The sequence below is a fragment of the Burkholderia sp. WP9 genome (genome assembly GCF_900104795.1).
Lineage (GTDB): Bacteria > Pseudomonadota > Gammaproteobacteria > Burkholderiales > Burkholderiaceae > Paraburkholderia.
Genome location: NZ_FNTG01000002.1, coordinates 2,278,006 through 2,294,419 on the forward strand (window position 1 = coordinate 2,278,006; position 16,414 = coordinate 2,294,419).

Here is a 16,414-nt window from a genome sequence, read left to right on the forward strand (position 1 = left end):
CAGCGGCAATATGGGCGGCGCCTTTAACTCTTGCGAAACACCACATGCGAGATGCGCTGCACCAGCAGCGCGGCCGCCAGCGCCGCGACTGCCGTCAGCCACACGCCGATGTGAATCGACTGCACGAGCGCATCGCGCGCGGTGTCGATCAGCGCGAGCGTATTGAGCCCTGACGGTTTCATATCCGCGATCAGCTTCAGACGCGAGGCTTCGTCGATCAGAATGCGCAGGTCGACAAAGCGAGGCCGCCATTGCGACGCGGCCGGTTCGCCGAGCACGCTCATCGTGCGCGTGACTACGTCGCGGTAATGATGTTGCACCACGGTTGCGACAATGCTGGTGCCGAGCATGCCGCCCACCATGCGGGTGGATTGCAGCAGCGCCGTCGTAATGCCGAAGCGCTCGCGCCCGGCAATCTCCTGGCCGAACACGTTCAGATTGTTGAGGATGAAGCCGAGGCCGATGCCGACCGCGGCCATCGGCAATTCGATCCACACATGCGGCGTGTCCGGATTCGCAAACGCCAGCGCAATCGAGGCGAACAACAGCAGCGCGAAGCCGATTGACAGGATCTGCGTGGGCTTCTTCATGTGAATGACGATACGCGTATTCAGCAGGCTGCCGAGCGCGATGCAGGCGGCGATCGGCGTGGCGAGCAGGCCGGCCTGCTGCGGCGACAATCCGAAGCCGCCTTGCAGCAGCAGCGGCGCGAAAAAGATCAGCGAGAACATCACGAAGCCCGACAGCATGCCGAGCGTAAACAGCGTGACGAGTTGCGGGTCCTTGAACAGGTCGAGCGGAATGATCGGATGCGTGGCGCGCCTTTCGCATATCAGCAAGGCAATCGCTCCGACGATCACGCAGGCCGCCAGCGTGAGCGTGCCTGCGGTGAGTCCGTCTTTCGGCACGGCTTCGATGAAAGCCTGCAGCCCGCCGAGCACGGCGGCGACCAGCGCCGCGCCGAGCCAGTCGATCTTCACTTCGCCTTCATGCGGACGCCGGAAGGCGGGCAGATGCGCCCAGATGAAATAGAGCGCCGCCGCGCCGACCGGCAAGTTGATCAGGAAGGTGGAGCGCCAGCCCCAGTGTTCGCTCATCCAGCCGCCGAGCGACGGTCCCGCCGCGGTGCCGATGCCGTACGCGGCGGCCATCACCACTTGCCAGCGCACGCGCGCCCGTGGATCGGGAAAGAGATCGGGAATCGACGCGAACGCCGTGCCGACCATCATCCCGCCACCCACGCCTTGCAAGCCGCGCGCGATCACGAGAAACAGCATGTCGTTGGCGACGCCGCAGAGCACCGACGCCACCGTGAACGTGATGACCGCGGCGATCACGAAACGCTTGCGGCCGAAATAGTCGCCGAGCCGCCCGAACACCGGCACGGTCACGACCGAGGCCAGCAGGTACGCGCTCGCGATCCACGCGTAGTACTCGAAGCCGTGCAACTCGGCGACGATGGAAGGCAGGGCGGTGCTGACGACGGTCTGGTCGAGTGCGACCAGCATGTTGACGAGGCCGATGCCGAGCATGGCGAACAGGGCGTTGCGGAACGGCAGGGCAGTGGCGGTCGGATTCACGGGCTTGAGAGAGAAAGCTTTGCAAGGTCGGCGCTGCGCGAGTGGCGCAGGTCAGGGTCTTGACGAACCGTGTCCTCTAGTTGTCTGACCTCTTGGCAGGGATTATACGGGTTTCCCCTGGGCGAAACTAATCGCAGGAATTTTGGGCAAAAAAAAACCGCGCACAGTGGCGCGGCTTGATTGGTGAAATTCGGTGCGGCAAAGAAGGCGCACTTGAGTTTCGCGCGCCCATCCGAACCGGCAGCGTTAGCCGAAGCTCGGGCTCTTGCCGAGCGCCATCGCCATCGCTTGCAGCGCAACCAGATAGCCGTTGGCGCCGAGGCCGCAAATCACGCCGGTCGCCGCGCGCGAGATCAGCGAGTGGCGATAGGTTTCATCGCGTTTATGAATGTTGGTGATGTGCAGCTCGATCAACGGTTGCTCGATCAGCTTGACCGCGTCGAAGACCGGCACCGACGCGAACGAAAAGCCCGCCGGATTGATGATCACCGCGGCGTCGCGCTCGAACGCTTCCTGCAACCAGTCGACCATGGTGGCTTCGCTGTTGGTTTGGCGGAACTCGCATTTGAGTTCCAGCCGCGCCGCGAGCGTCTCCACCTGCTGCTGGATTTGCGCCAGCGTGGTCGTCCCATACAGGTGCGGCTCGCGCTTGCCGAGCATGTTGAGGTTCGAGCCGTTCAATACATATACGAGGTCAGTCATTGTTCTGTCGCCTGTTTGCAAAAATTCGATGTTCACCGTGACGCCTCGGCGCCGTGTGAATCACGTGCGGTGGCTGTTGCCCACGGCCGCCGGCGCAAAGTCCGCCGCGCCCGTCACGGCGGCCGTCGAGTCGGCGCGGTTCATGTCGATGCCGAGCGTTTCACGCGCGGTCAGGATCATCACGAGCGAAATCACGTTGAAGACCACACAGACCGCGACGACCCCCCACGGCGAGCCATTGCACACGGAGAAAAGCCACACGGCCAGCACCGGCATCGGTCCGCCCGCCACCAGATTCGCGCCGGTATAGGCGAGCGCGGAGCCGGAATAACGCACATTGGTCGGAAACGCTTCGGCGAAGGCGACCGGCTGAATGCCGCTTTGAAACTGCGTGAAGCCGAGGAAGAAGCCCATCGCCGCGAGCATCGGCACGAAGCTTTTGGTGTCCAGAATCTGGAAATACACGAAGAGCATCAGCAGGGTCGCGGTGGAACCGATCGCGAGCGCCTTCTTGCGGCCGATTTTGTCGCTGAGCATGCCGCCGGCAAGCGCGCCGACGATCGCACAGACATTGGCGCCCATCAGCAGAAGAAAGCCGGTTTGCTTCGGGATCGCGAGTGTCTTCGTGATGTAGCTCAGCGAGAACACCACGATCAGATAGAAGATCGCCGCAGGCCCGCAAAAGAACAGCATCCAGCGCAGAACGGTTCTCCAGTGCAAACGCAGCGCATCGCGCAACGGGCTGCCCACATGCACGACCTCCGTTTTACGCAGCGCGACGAAGGCGGGTGTCTCGCTGACGCGCAAGCGGATATACACGCCGACCACCACGAGGACAAAACTCAGCACGAACGGGATGCGCCAGCCATACGAATCGAATGCCTGCGCCGACATCGTGGACGACAGTAGCAGCAGCACGCCGTTGGCCATGATCTGACTGAGCGGCGAGCACAGGCCCAGCAGCCCGGAGTACTTGCCGCGCCGGTCGGGGCTGGCGTGTTCGATCGCCATCAATTGCGCGCCGGTCGACTCGCCACCCAGCGCGAAGCCTTGCAGAATACGTAGCAGCACCAGCAGAACCGGCGCCCATACGCCGATGCTCGCGTAGGTCGGCAGCAGACCCATCAGCATCGAGGCAAGACCCATCACCGTGACGGTGCCCAGCATGAGGTTGCGCCGCCCGAGCTTGTCGCCCAAATGGCCGCAGATGATCGCACCGAGCGGCCGCGCGGCGAGCCCTACGCCGAAGGTCGCGAGCGACGCGAGCAGGGCGGACGTCGAATCCATCGACGGGAAAAACAGTTTGGGCAAAACCGTGGCGGCCAATGCGCCATAAAGCGTGAAGTCGAACCACTCGAGCGCGGTGCCGACGGCCGCCGCCGTGACTGCTCGCGTGCGCATCGCGGCATGCGTGCCTTGCTGCGTTTCCTGAATCATGTTGTCTCCTTAACCGTCGCCGCACGGGATGCAGGTCGCGAGCGATGGTCGCCGCCTACCGTTTCCCGCTCTCTTGTCTGATCGATGAACTCGGGGCGTTTTCGTCGCGCTGTGCACGTCGCGCCGCCTTGGAAGCAAGGTTAGCACCCCTAGGTGGGATGCCGTTCCAGGGTGGAATTTCATCTCATAATGTGCAAGACTGCTGCGCGAAGCAGTTGAAAGAACATGGAGACCGATATGCCCGGCGTCACGGAGCGTACCCTGGCGGTACTCGAATTTCTCGCCACGCAAATGGAGGGAACGCCACTCGCGATGATCGCGGATGAACTCGATATTCCGCGCAGCGCATGTCATCGACTGCTCGTCGATCTGAAGCAATGTGGTTATGTGCGGCAGTTGCGCGAGCATGGCGATTACGTGCTCACCACCAAGCTCGTCGGCCTCGGGCTCGGCTTTCTCGCGACCTCCGGCATTGTCGACATCGCGCAGACCATGCTCGACAGGCTCGCGGAGACATCCGGCGAACTGGTGAGGCTGGCGATCGTGGACGGCGACCGGCTGACGTGGGTCGCTAAGGCGCAGGGCGCGCTGAAGGGCTTGCGCTACGACCCGGACATGGGCATGGACACGATCCTCTCATGCAGCGCCACCGGCCACGCGTGGATGATGACCATGACCGACGAGCGCGCGCTCGAACTCGTCTCGCGGCAGGGGTTCGGACAGCCGAAGCAATACGGTCCCAACGCGCCGACCACAATCAACGGACTGCTGAAGTTCGTGCACGCCGCGCGTGAAAGAGGTTACGCGACGATCAACGAAGTCTTCGCCCCCGGCATGACGGCGATGGCCGCGCCCGTGCAGCGGCGCGGCTATCCGGCAATGGGGGTGATCAGTATTGCGGGACCGCTCGTGAGGCTCGACGAAAAACGCATGGCCAGCCTCGGCCCGACGTTGCTTGCGGCGGCCTCGGAACTCGCCGCCGCGAGCCACGCGTCGCCCCTGTTCGATCGAAGGCGCTAGACTGCCCGCGCGTATTACTGCGGTGTTACTGCGGTGTCATTGCGGAATGATCCGCTCCGCCTTCAACCGGTCGAACAACGCGAAGAAGGAATCGGGCGTGCTCTGATAATCGAGGAAGCCGGCCTTGCGGCTCTTGGTCATATCCGTGAGCACTTCCATCGGACGGCCGAGGTCCGCGTCGGTGTGCCACCACGAGGCGAGTTTGCCGATGTCGGCTTCTTTCAGGCCGAAGCGCGTGGCGATCTCGGCCCATGCCTGGCCGGCGTCCTGCATGCGGCCTTCGAGTGGACGCACCTCGCCATCGAACGGTACGGCTTCTATGCCGAAGTAACCGGCGATTTGCGACCACATCCATTTCCAGCGGAACACGTCGCCATTGACCACGTTGAAGTCTTCGTTGCGCGCGTTCGCGGACGTGGCGGCCCATTCGAGGTGGCGCGCGAGCAGCCGCGCGTCGGTCATGTCGGTGAGGCTGTTCCATTGCGCCGCCGAGCCGGGGAAGATGAACGGCTGGCCGGTCTGCTTGCACAGCGTCGCGTAGACGGCGAGCGTCACGCCCATGTTCATTGCATTGCCGAGCGCAAAGCCGATGATCGTATGCGGACGATGCACGCTCCAACTGAAACCGTAGCGTTGCGCGGCGTCGAATAAACGGTCTTCCTGCTCGTAGTAGAAGTTATCCACGGGCTGGCGGCCTTGTTCCTCGCGAAACGGCGTGATCGGCACGGCGCCGGTCGCATAGGCTTCGAACGGGCCGAGGTAATGCTTCAGTCCTGTCACAAGTGCGGCGTGTTCGAGCGTGCCTGCCGGACCCACCGCGTCCATCACGTGACGCACCATGGCGCCGTTCACGCGAATGTTGTCTTTTTCCGTGGCCTGGCGCGACCACGCGGTCAGGAACACATGACTGAACTGCTTGCCGGCGAGCGCCTCGCCAACGGACTCGGCCGATTGCAGATCGGCCGTAATCGATTCGATGGCCGGCGACACCGGCGTGCGGCCGCGCGAGAGTCCAGCGACGTGCCAGCCGCTCGAAAGCAGCCGGTCGGCGAGATTGCCGCCGACAATGCCGCTCGCGCCAATGATGAGTGCTCGTTTTTCCATGAGAGTCGTGCTCGGTAATTGAATGCCTGTTGACGCGGAGCGGTTCTGCGACCGATGTGCCCCGCGAGCTGAACGCGCCTGCATGTCCCATGCAAGAAAATTGCTGTACCACGAAAGTGACCCGCGTCAAACGGATCGGTTCAACACGAAATCGAATTCAAGCGTGCTGAACGGCGTGTCCATACACGTCCCGTCCGGCGCCGTGCCTGCCTCATGGCGGTTCCACTGCGCGACTAGCGACGAGCGCACGCCGAACACCGCATCCGAATCGAGATATTGATCGCCTTCGCGAAACACGTGGGTCACGAGGCGCTCGTAGCCTGGCGCCGTGATCATGAAATGCAGATGCGCCGGTCGCCACGGATGCCGCCCCAGCGCTTCGAGCATGCGCCCGACCGGTCCGTCGTGAGGAATCGGATAAGGCTCGGCGACGATGGAGCGAAAGTGATAGCGCCCGTCCGCGAGACTATGGAGCACGCCTCTCGCCCGATGCGTATCGTCGCCGCCGTGCTGGACGTCGTAGAAGCCGTCCGCGTCGGCCTGCCAGACGTCGATGCGAGCGTTGGCCACCGCTTCGCCGTCCGCGCCCCTGATGGTCCCCGACACGAAGCAGGGCTCACCGTGCGCGCCGTTGGACACGTCGTCGCCATTTCGATAGACGGGCGCGCCTTCGACGAAAAACGGCCCGAATACCGTTGCTTCCGTGCAGCCCGGCGGCTTGCGGTTCGCCATGGCCGTGACGAGCATCGACAAACCCAGCGTGTCCGAGAGCAGGATGAATTCCTGGCGCTTGTCGTCGGTGATATGGCCTACGTCGGTCAGGAAACGAATGCCCTGTTCCCATTCGCTCTCGGTCAGGTTCACTTCGCGCGCAAAGGCATGCAGATGCCGCACGAGGCTCGTGACGATGGTCTTCAGACGCTCATCATCCGCGTGGGCGTGGCGTGCCAGAACCGCTTCCGTGATCGTGTTCTCGTCGAGATTGCGCATGACCGTGGCGTCTCCTTCCTGTCGGTCATGCGATTATCGGCTCGTTTGCAGGCGAGCGTAGGCAAGCGACGCGCGCGCTAGCGCTTACCCCTTCGCCCAGGCCGCCGCCGTCTCCACCGCGAAGTCCCGATACGATCGCGGTTGGCGGCCCAGCAACGCCGCGAGATGATCGATTTCCGCTTTCGATGCGACCGCGCCGTCCTGCTGATAGCGGTTCATCATCAGGCGCATGTCGTACGCGAGCCAGCCCGGCGCAACCGCCTTCAGACGTTGTTCCAGCAGGTCGAGATCGTCGCCGCCATAACGCACCGCGCGCCCGAGCACGTCGGCCCAGATCGACGCCACGCTTTCCGAGGTGATCGCCTCAGGGCCGACCAGCTCATACGTTTCGCGCGGCAAACGGTCCGCGGCACGCTCGCGGCGCAGCAGTTCGCGCGCCGCCGCCTCGCCGATATCGCGCACATCGACCATGGAAATACCTTTGGCGCCGATCGGCATGCCGTACACGCCGTGCGTCAGTAAAGGCTCTTTCTGGCGCACGTCGTTCTGGATGAAATACGCGGGACGCAATACGGTGGCCGGCAGATCGCAGTGTTCGATCATCCGCTCGACTGTGTGCTTGCCGGTGAAATGCGGCACGTCGACATAGTCGGCGCCTTTGAACACCGACAGATACACCACGCCTTTCACGCCGGCCTCGCGCGCCACGCTCAGTGCTTGCAGCGCTTGCGTGAGTTCGTCGGCGGCGTTGGGCGCGAGCAGGAACAGTGTGCTGACACCGCTCATCGCGCGCCGCAATCCGTCCACGTCGGACAGGTCACCCTGAACCGCCGTGTCGCCCTCCGGAAATTGCGCTTTCTCCGGCGTGCGGGTCAGCGCGCGGACCTGCGCGCCGCTGCCGGCCAGATGGTCGAGAACCTGAGTGCCAACTACGCCGGTGCTGCCAGTTACGAGGATTGCCATGATCTTTCTCCTAAGGTTGGATGGACTGTGAGTCAGCCCGTAGACACACAATAGGTGTTCCATTTCAGTGGCGATAGTGCAAAAATTCAGACACCTCGTCTCATATTTGGAACGATCATGGATTTGACGTCCCTTGCCGATTTCAATGCTGTTGCGCTGCATGGCGGATTCGGGCCAGCCAGCCGGGCACTCGACCGCCCCAAAGCCACGCTGTCGCGGCGCGTGGCCGAGCTCGAGGAAGCGCTCGGCGTGCGGCTGATCGAGCGGGGCTCGCGCAGGTTGCGGCTGACGGAAGAAGGTCTCGTGCTGCACGAGCGCACGCGCGGGCCGATGGCGGAGATCCAGGAGGCGGGCGAAGCGGTGGCGTCGCGCGCGCCGGTGCCGCGCGGGCGCTTGCGGATCAGCGCGCCGATCGTGTTCTCGCATGTGGTGCTAGGCCGGATCGCGGCGCGTTTCGCGTTGGCCTATCCGCAGGTCGAACTCGAAGTCATAGCGGAAGACCGGATCGTCGATCCGGTGGAGGACGGCTATGACCTCGTGATCCGCATCAATCCACCCCATGACGAGCAACTCGTGGGGCGGCGCATTTACGGCGACGACCGGCTCCTGGTCGCCGCACCCACTTTGTCGATGCCTGCCCAGGCGGCCGGCGATGCCGCCGCCCTGCAGGTGCCCGCAATCGTGCTGGCTGCGGCGTCGCCGGGCGCGATCTGGACGGTCCGCACCGAAACCGGCTTGTGGACGCTCGCGCCGATGCCGGTGCTGCGCCTCTCGTCGCTGCTGATGGTGCGTGACGCGGTGGTGGACGGCGTGGGCGCGGCGCTTTTGCCCAAGCTGCTGGTCGAGCAGGATGTGGCGGCAGGACGGCTCGTCTGTTGGGGCGTGGCGGACGGGCCGCAGGTTGAAATCTGGGCGCTTTACAACTCGCGGCGTCTGTTGAGCGCCAAGGTGCGCGCGTTCATGAACCTGTTGCAGGACTTGCCGGGACGCGAGCCGAATCCGCGCTGATCCATAGGGCGATCATGGCTCGCGAGTGGAATCGGCACGCATCCGCCGGCTCATTTGGGCCGTCGCACGGCGCGCACTTTGCCGCTGCTTCCACCGCCGCAAAAGAAGCGGTCGCCGCCGTCGGATTCGAGTCCCGACACGCTGACGCCGGACGGCATCTCGAGCCGCTCCTGAACTTCGCCGTTGCGCGGATCGATGCGCCGCAATTCGCTTTCATCGCCTTCCCACGTGCCGTGCCAGAGTTCGCCGTCCACCCATGTAACGCCGGTCACGAAGCGGTTGGATTCGATGGTGCGCAAAACCGCGCCCGTCTGCGGATCGACCTGATGGATTTTGCGCTCCCGATACTGCCCGACCCACAGCGACCCTTCGGCCCATGCGAGCCCCGAGTCGCCTCCGCCGCCTGGCGCGGGGATCGTGGCGAGCACGCGGCCGGTATCGGGGTCGATCTTCTGGATGCGGTGTTCGGCGATCTGGAACAGATGCTTGCCGTCGAAGGCGGTGCCTGCGTGCGCGGCGACATCGATCGAACGGAGCGTCTTGCCGCTCGCCGGGTCGAACGCGTTCAACGTGTCGCCCGCTGCGAACCAGACATGCTGGCCGTCGTACGTGACGCCATGCACTTTTTCGACGCCCGGAAAGGGACCGTACTCATTGATGATTTCGGCGGGTGATCGTTTCATGGCTGTTCCCTCGTGGTTTTCGTGTTGCCATCCTAATCAATCGGCAACGGCGCAGGGAGTAACAAGGTCGTCGTGAATCCGGGCATGGGCGGGGTCATCCAGCGGCGCGCGCGGCCTTTGCCGACGGATTGCACCTTGCCTTGCACCGCGAGCGTATCGAGGCTCCGCTGCACGGTGCGCTGACTCGCGCCGAGCGCGAGCGCGAGGGCCGAACTCGACCACGACTCGCCGTCGGCAAGCAAGGCGAGCACGGGCGCGTGTTTGTCCTCGACAGGCCGCGCCAGCACCACGACCTCTTGCGCGTGTCGTGGCATCAGCATGAAGCCGCGCCGCGTCGCGCTCACGCCGGCCACCGCGCGAAGCACGGAACGCAACCGACCGAGTTCGACCCGCAGACGTGCGCGGTGCGATTCGTCGGCAACCTTGGCCCGGAAGGCTCGCGCGACGAGTACGTCTCTCGGCACATCCTCCGGCCACGCTTCGGCGAGTGCGCGGGCGAGCACGAACAACACCGGACGGCCGGCGAGCGAGATCACCGCGCCTGTCTCGCGTATGACGTGACGGCACGCGTCCACGATCAAAGCTTTCGATGCAAGTAACGCTTCTACCTCGTCGAGCAGCAGCGGGCGTTCTTCGGCACGCGCAATGAGTCGCGCCGCGGGCGTGTTCAGAACGAGTGCGGCGTTGTCGACCTCCGCGATCAGTGCGGGGATACCCGCAAGACCCGCGGCACGCCTCGCGCGCTCTAGCGCGGCGCGTGCCGCGCGGGTCTGCAGGCGGCGCAGCGCGACACCGGCCACGACCAGTTCATGCGCGGCTCTCAAGGCCGGCGGGAATGGCGTGGGGTCAAGACCGGCAAGCGCGCGTTCGGCCTCGTCGAGGCGAGCTATCAACAGCAGGCGGCGGACTTCGAGATAGCGCGCATGCGCGGCGTTGAGCCGGTCGCCGTGCGCTTCGAGCGTGACGCGTGCCGCTTCCAGCGTTTTCGTGGGCCAGTTCAGATCGCGCGAGACGAGCGCGATCTCGGCTTCGGCGACGACACATCGCGCGCGGGCCACCGGCTCTCTTGAACCGAAGGCGCGCGCGGCGCTACGCACGAGCGCCTTCGCGCGAACCAGATCGCCGAGTTGCGCCATGGCGATGCCGCGCAGCGCGAGCGCGGGCGCGTCGTCGCGCAACGCCACGCGATTGAGCGCGCCGAGCGGATCGCCCGCTGCGAGCGCACGCGCTGCTGCCGTCATTAGCGAGTCCATGGTCTACGCGAATCCCGTCACACTTGTCACTCCCTTGGTCTGAAGCACGCGGCTAATCTAGCACGACACCCCGCAGCATTTCGCGCGGGACTTCGTACAGCGAACCAAGGAGAGAGGCATGGCGACGACACACACCACCGGTACACGGGAAGCATGGCTAGCAGCACGGCTCGAATTGCTCGAAGCCGAAAAAGCGCTCACGCGGCAGAGCGACGAACTGGCCCGGCAGCGCCAGGCGCTGCCCTGGGTCCGCATCGACAAGGCATACCGATTCGAGACCGATGAAGGTAGCGTCTCGCTGGCCGGGCTCTTTGCAGGACGCTCGCAGTTGCTCGTCTATCACTTCATGTTCGGTCCCGACTACACGGCGGGATGCCCGTCGTGTTCGGCGGTCGCGGACGGCTTCGCCGGGTCTGTCGTCCACCTCGCGAATCACGATGTCACGCTGACGGCGGTATCGCGGGCGCCGCTCGCAAAGCTGCAGGCATACAAGCGGCGCATGGGATGGACGTTTCCGTGGGCGTCCTCGGCCGGCAGCGACTTCAACTTCGACGTGAATGTCTCGTTCACCGAGCAGCAACAACGCGAAGGCAGCGTCGACTATAACTTCCAGCGCGGCGGCCATGCCATGGACGTGGTGCCGGCCCCGGCGCCCGTCGTCGAGTTCGCGGCCGCCTGCGGAACCGATGCGCCGACCTATTCGCTCGACAGGCCCGGCATGAGCGCGTTCGTGCTCGAAGACGGTGTCGTGTACCACACGTATTCCGCATACGGGCGCGGTGTGGATGCGCTATGGGGCATGTACCAGTGGCTCGACCATGCACCCAAGGGACGCAACGAAACGGGGGTCTGGTGGCACCGCCATGACGAGTACGGGAAGCACTGAGCCAGGGGGATCAGCAACGTGCGCGCAACGCGGAGAACGGCTCGGACCATCGAGCCGAAAATTGCAAACTGGCTCAGGTCTGTTATGTTCGCAACTGGTCCGGCGAGCGGCCTGTCTGAACATGCCAGGTTATCGTTTCGCGAGCGCACGTTGGACATCCCTACGGAGGACTTCATCTGGTCGGCGCCGCGAGATATTCACTGAATGAGCCACCACGAAAGTGGGCGCCTTTGGCACAGCTTGCCACCTGGCGCCGCCGCTCGAGTTGGCGTGCAGGCGTCGGCGGTTTGGCGTTGCTATTTTGCGCGCAGAGCCTGGCCGCGCCGGGCGCGAGCGCGGGCTCCGTCACGCTGTATGGCGTGCTCGACACCAGCCTCGAAATAACCGATCCCGGGTCCGGGTGGACGCCGCGTCTGGACTCGGGCGCCTATCGCGGCTCGCGGGTTGGCTTGCGCGGCAGCGAGCCGCTCGGCGCGGGCACCGATCTGGTCTTCACGCTGGAAAACGGCTTCAGCTCGGTCGACGGCTCGCTTCAGAGTTCCGGTCTTCTGTTCAACCGCCAGGCGTGGATCGGCACGCGCAGCGGCTGGGGCGAGATGCGGTTCGGCCGGCAATACTCGCCGATCTATATCCCGTTCAAGGGCGATCTCGACGCGTTCGGCGCCGGCACGATTGCTTCCGGACTCAACAACCTGTCGAAGATCACGCCCTACGCGAGCAACGCGATCACATATCTGTCACCGCTCGTCGGCGGATTCAGCGGCACTGTCATGATGGCCACGCGTGACCCGGCGGAAAACGACGGCAACGGCATCGACGGCTACTACGTCACCGCCGCCTATCAGCTCGACGAGTTCAGGCTGCTCTACGCGCGTCAGCAGACACACGGCGCGGGCGCACTGCGCGCGAATCTCGGCGGTGCGACCTACGCGGTCGACAAAGTGCGGGTGTGGCTCGCCTTCTTCAATGGCGATGGCGGCACGCCGCTCTATCACGGCGCGGGTGGGGCACTCTCGGCGCAATACAGCTTTTCCTCGAATGCGCGCGCCTCGGTGGGCTACACGCATGTGCGCGACTTCACCGGTGCGGGCGCGAGCGCTGATCAGTTCAGCCTGGCGTTCGAATATAACTTTTCTTCCGCCTTACTGTTCTATTTCAGTGCGGCGTATCTGTCGAATCACGACGGCGCCAGCTTCACCCTGCGCGGTGTCAACGTGACCGGGCTGCCGGTCGCCTATCCGGGCGCGCCGGTCGCGGGTGTGCAGTTCGGCGTGCTCGAGCGATTCTAGCGGGCAAGCCGCCCGTGGCAGCCCGGTGCGGCGATTCGAATGGCACGCCGCGGGCTGATCTTCGGTGTGATCGGCCGTCGCCTGACCGTCCCCGTTGCCGCGCAGTCCGTCGAACAGGCAGCAGACCATTTCGGCTGATTCGCGCTGTTCGCCGGGATGGACGTTCCGACCTCGTGCCGGCAGACGCGGGCGCTGCTGAACCGGGAGCCGACTCAGCCGGGCCCGATTGCCGACCTCGACCGGCCGTGCTGTTTCCCGACCTGACGCGCGGCATGTCGCGGCGAGCGCGCTTATTTCGTCTTGAGTACTATCTCTCAACGTCTCTCATGCGCGTATCGCCCGATCTTCACGGAGGACTCCATCATGGATCGCAACGACGTCACGAAGAAAATCATCGCCGCGAAAGTCAACAGCAAGCTAACGTGGGGAGAGATCGCCGCGAAGATCGGCCGAAGCAAGGAGTGGACGACCGCGGCCATGCTCGGCCAGATGACGCTCGATGCGAAACAGGCCGCCGTCGCTCGCGAACTGTTCGACCTGACCGACGAGGAGACCGCCTGGCTGCAAATCGTCCCGTACAAGGGCTCGCTGCCGACGGCGGTTCCGGCCGATCCGCTGATCTATCGCTGGTATGAGATCGTCAGCGTGTACGGCACGACGATCAAGGAGCTGATCCACGAGGAATTCGGCGACGGCATTATGAGCGCGATCGACTTTTCGATGGATATCCAGCGTGAACCGAACCCGAACGGCGACCGGGTCAAGGTGGTGCTCAGCGGCAAATTCCTTCCCTACAAATCCTACTGATCGCCGCGGCCAGGCCGAGCCGGCGCCGAGTCTGCAGAACCGCCCTCACTGGAGCTATGCTAGCGGCTTCGTCTACTTCGAGGAGCAACTGATGACACAGACAGCGGGTTCGATGATCACGTTCAGCCGTCCCGACGGCAAGCAGATCCAGGGTTATCTGGCCAAGCCGGAAAAGCTGGAGGGCGCGCCCGGCATCGTCGTGATTCAGGAGTGGTGGGGCGTGAACGACCAGATTCGCGGCGTGGCAGACCGGCTCGCGCAAGCCGGTTATGTGGCGCTGGTGCCCGATCTTTTTCGCGGCAAAACCACGGTGGAAGAGGCGGAGGCCCACCACTTGCTAGACGGGCTCGATTTCGGCGACGCGGCCACGCAAGATGTGCGCGGCGCGGCTCAGTATCTGAAGCAGCATGCGGCGAAAGTCGGCGTGACGGGATTTTGTATGGGCGGCGCGCTGACCTTGCTGGCGCTGTGCAATGTTCCCGAAGTGTCGGCCGGGGTGGTCTGGTATGGCTTCCCTCCGTTGGAGTATGTCGATGCATCGAAAATCACGGTGCCGGTGATCGGTCATTGGGCCACGCAAGACGAGTTCTTCACGGCAGAAACGGTCGATGCGCTGGAGGCCAAACTGAAGGGCGCGAATGTCGACGTGGAGTTTTACCGCTATCTCGCGCACCATGGCTTTGCCAACGAACAGGCCGTCGGCCCGGGCCGCATCGCGCGGACGCAGTTCGATCCGGTCTGGTCGCAATTGGCGTGGGACCGCACACTGACGTTTTTCGGCCGTACCCTGTGGAAGTAAGCGGCGAGATCGGCAACCGACCCGGCCTCGCCGGGTTCAGTGCTTAAGCTCACCGCTGGCGATCACTTCGCGAGCGTGCGCGAAGCCGTCGGTCACGGCCGGGCGCAGTGGCCCATCGTGCCTCGGAAATGGCTGATGAACACGAGCGGCCCGCCTCCCGTCTTGCCGAAGCGGACGGCCTGACCTTGGCGGCGTGCCGCTCCGTTTACCTATACTCATCTCACTCTGGAAAGCCGCCCACTCGACGTGACACCAACAAGCCGGAGTTTCCACATGTCTGTCGCGATGCGAAACGCGGCCCTCGGACTGCTGGCCTGGTTCACGTTGGGCACGAGTGTCACGGCGCATGCCGACTCCAGTTGCAACGGAGCATGCACTGCGCGCGGCGAGCTTCTCGACCATCACGTCACGTTGACGCTGACCGCTCAGGAGTTGTCGACATTGCTGGCTTCGAGCGCGGGCGGCCGGCACCTCGCGCGGATTGCCGGCGAGCCCGCATGCGGCATCGAGATCGTGAACTTTCGCTACCGCACCATCGGCGGCGCGGGCGAACCCACTCATGCGAGCGGCGCGTTGATGATCCCTTCGGGACGTGCGGCGGCATGCAGCGGAGCGCTTCCACTGATGCTCTACGCGCACGGCACCACCGCGTACCGCAACTACAACCTCGCCGATCTCACGCAAACAGATCCGGGCAATGGCGACGGCGCAGGGGAAGGCATTAGCGTGGCGGCCATGTATGCGGCGCACGGCTATCTCGTCGTGGCGAGCAACTATGCGGGCTACGCCGGCTCTGATCTCCCGTACCACCCCTATCTGAACGCCGATCAGCAATCCGCCGATATGATCGATTCGCTGCGGGCGGCGCGCCTCGCGCTAGCCGACCTGAAACCCGACCGAAGCGCACGCGAGAACGGCAAGCTATTCGTCACTGGCTATTCGCAAGGCGGCTTCGTTGCATTGGCGACGCATCGCGCGTTGCAAGCGGCCGGCATCAACGTGACCGCATCCGCGCCGGGCTCCGGTCCGTATGCACTCGCCGCTATCGCCGACGCGCTGATCGAAGGCGCGGTCAACCTGGGTTCGACGCTCTTCGCGACGCTGATCGTGACCGGTTACCAGCGCGCTTACGAGAACATCTACCGCCGGCCCGGCGACTTTTACGACGCCGCCTACGCATCCGGTATCGAGACGTTGCTGCCGAACGCACAGCCGCTCAATCAGCTGATCGCCGCGGGCAAGCTGCCGTCGACGCAACTCTTCAGCAGCCTGCCGCCCGCGCCGCAGTTTGCCTCGATCACGCCGCCCGCCGTGCCGCCATTGACGCCGCCTGTACTGACGCCGCTATTCGCGGCGGGCTTCGGCAAGGCCAACCTCGTGCGCAACGCTTATCGACTGACGCTGCTCGAAGATGCGGCCGCCAATCCCGACGGCGCATTTCCCAACGCGACCGCGGCGATGGAGCCGGCAACGGCTCCGCGGCATCCATTGCGTCAGGCGTTCAAGCGCAACGACTTACGCAACTGGTTGCCGCGCGCCCCTGTCCTTTTGTGCGGCGGCCAGTCCGATCCCACTGTGTTCTTTTTCAACGCGCGTATCGAGCAGGCATACTGGCAGAACGCCAAGGTGCCTGCGGGACTCACGTCCGTGCTGGATGTGGATTCCGCCGTCGCCGGGCCCGGCGATCCGTACGCGCCGATCAAACAGGGTTTCGCGAGCGCGAAGGCGGAAGTCGCGAGTCAGGCTGTCGCCGGCGGTGCGACCGACGGCGGAGCAGCGGCGGTATTGCGTGCCTATCACGGCAGACTGGTGGCGTCGTTCTGCATGTTGGCGGCGCGGGCTTTCTTCGCCCGCTTCTGAGGGCCACGAGTGAGGCGGCGATGTGCCAGGAAC

The 16,414-nt window shown here is 64.4% G+C and carries 15 protein-coding genes; 7 read left to right on the forward strand and 8 right to left on the reverse strand.

Annotated elements, in window-relative coordinates; genetic code table 11:
• Window positions 1-23: 23 nt before the first annotated feature.
• The 3 genes from BLW71_RS31290 to BLW71_RS31300 form a co-directional block, all read right to left on the reverse strand.
• Window positions 24-1,532, reverse strand: coding sequence for an MFS transporter (locus tag BLW71_RS31290; protein ID WP_091809094.1), 1,509 nt, complete (start codon window positions 1,530-1,532; stop codon window positions 24-26).
• Between the two features lie 294 nt (window positions 1,533-1,826).
• Complete coding sequence (locus BLW71_RS31295; RefSeq protein WP_091806399.1) at window positions 1,827-2,282, reverse strand: type II 3-dehydroquinate dehydratase; 456 nt, start codon at window positions 2,280-2,282, stop codon at window positions 1,827-1,829.
• 60 nt (window positions 2,283-2,342) lie between these two features.
• Window positions 2,343-3,719 carry an MFS transporter gene (locus BLW71_RS31300; protein WP_091806402.1) on the reverse strand — a complete coding sequence of 459 codons (1,377 nt, stop codon included), beginning with the start codon at window positions 3,717-3,719 and terminating at the stop codon, window positions 2,343-2,345.
• A gap of 237 nt (window positions 3,720-3,956) precedes the next feature.
• Between BLW71_RS31300 and BLW71_RS31305 the strand changes: the two genes are divergently transcribed.
• A complete protein-coding gene (locus BLW71_RS31305) occupies window positions 3,957-4,739 on the forward strand; it encodes an IclR family transcriptional regulator (protein WP_091806405.1) in 783 nt (260 codons plus the stop codon).
• Window positions 4,740-4,775: 36 nt separating this feature from the next.
• On the opposite strand, the gene BLW71_RS31310 is transcribed toward BLW71_RS31305, so the two are convergent.
• From BLW71_RS31310 to BLW71_RS31320, 3 genes are all read right to left on the reverse strand, one after another.
• Window positions 4,776-5,843 carry an SDR family oxidoreductase gene (locus tag BLW71_RS31310; RefSeq protein WP_091806408.1) on the reverse strand — a complete coding sequence of 356 codons (1,068 nt, stop codon included), beginning with the start codon at window positions 5,841-5,843 and terminating at the stop codon, window positions 4,776-4,778.
• 126 nt (window positions 5,844-5,969) lie between these two features.
• Window positions 5,970-6,833, reverse strand: a complete 864-nt coding sequence (locus tag BLW71_RS31315; RefSeq protein WP_091806411.1) for an intradiol ring-cleavage dioxygenase — start codon at window positions 6,831-6,833, stop codon at window positions 5,970-5,972.
• Window positions 6,834-6,917: 84 nt separating this feature from the next.
• Window positions 6,918-7,796: an NmrA family NAD(P)-binding protein gene (locus BLW71_RS31320; protein ID WP_091806414.1), complete on the reverse strand. Its 879-nt coding sequence runs from the start codon at window positions 7,794-7,796 to the stop codon at window positions 6,918-6,920.
• Window positions 7,797-7,913: 117 nt separating this feature from the next.
• Here BLW71_RS31320 and BLW71_RS31325 point away from each other — a divergent pair, with 117 nt between their 5' ends.
• The gene (locus tag BLW71_RS31325) at window positions 7,914-8,804 is read left to right on the forward strand and encodes a LysR family transcriptional regulator (protein ID WP_091806417.1); all 891 of its coding nucleotides are present in this window, start codon (window positions 7,914-7,916) and stop codon (window positions 8,802-8,804) included.
• A gap of 50 nt (window positions 8,805-8,854) precedes the next feature.
• Here BLW71_RS31325 and BLW71_RS31330 read toward each other — a convergent pair whose 3' ends face one another.
• Together BLW71_RS31330 and BLW71_RS31335 are read right to left on the reverse strand one after the other, a co-directional pair.
• Window positions 8,855-9,487 (reverse strand): Vgb family protein, encoded by a 633-nt coding sequence (locus BLW71_RS31330; RefSeq protein WP_091806421.1) that lies wholly within the window; start codon window positions 9,485-9,487, stop codon window positions 8,855-8,857.
• Window positions 9,488-9,519: 32 nt separating this feature from the next.
• Window positions 9,520-10,740: a helix-turn-helix domain-containing protein gene (locus BLW71_RS31335; protein ID WP_091806424.1), complete on the reverse strand. Its 1,221-nt coding sequence runs from the start codon at window positions 10,738-10,740 to the stop codon at window positions 9,520-9,522.
• A gap of 118 nt (window positions 10,741-10,858) precedes the next feature.
• On the opposite strand from BLW71_RS31335, the gene BLW71_RS31340 reads away from it, so the two are divergent.
• The 5 genes from BLW71_RS31340 to BLW71_RS31365 all read left to right on the forward strand — a co-directional run bounded on the left by BLW71_RS31340 (window position 10,859) and on the right by BLW71_RS31365 (window position 16,381).
• Complete coding sequence (locus BLW71_RS31340) at window positions 10,859-11,626, forward strand: DUF899 domain-containing protein (protein WP_091806428.1); 768 nt, start codon at window positions 10,859-10,861, stop codon at window positions 11,624-11,626.
• Window positions 11,627-11,856: 230 nt separating this feature from the next.
• Window positions 11,857-12,915 carry a porin gene (locus BLW71_RS31345; RefSeq protein WP_091806431.1) on the forward strand — a complete coding sequence of 353 codons (1,059 nt, stop codon included), beginning with the start codon at window positions 11,857-11,859 and terminating at the stop codon, window positions 12,913-12,915.
• A 363-nt stretch (window positions 12,916-13,278) separates the two neighbouring features.
• A complete protein-coding gene (cynS, locus tag BLW71_RS31355) occupies window positions 13,279-13,722 on the forward strand; it encodes a cyanase (RefSeq protein WP_091806434.1) in 444 nt (147 codons plus the stop codon).
• 91 nt (window positions 13,723-13,813) lie between these two features.
• Window positions 13,814-14,521, forward strand: coding sequence for a dienelactone hydrolase family protein (locus BLW71_RS31360; RefSeq protein ID WP_091806436.1), 708 nt, complete (start codon window positions 13,814-13,816; stop codon window positions 14,519-14,521).
• A gap of 273 nt (window positions 14,522-14,794) precedes the next feature.
• The gene (locus BLW71_RS31365) at window positions 14,795-16,381 is read left to right on the forward strand and encodes an alpha/beta hydrolase family protein (protein ID WP_091806439.1); all 1,587 of its coding nucleotides are present in this window, start codon (window positions 14,795-14,797) and stop codon (window positions 16,379-16,381) included.
• Window positions 16,382-16,414 lie beyond the last annotated feature (33 nt).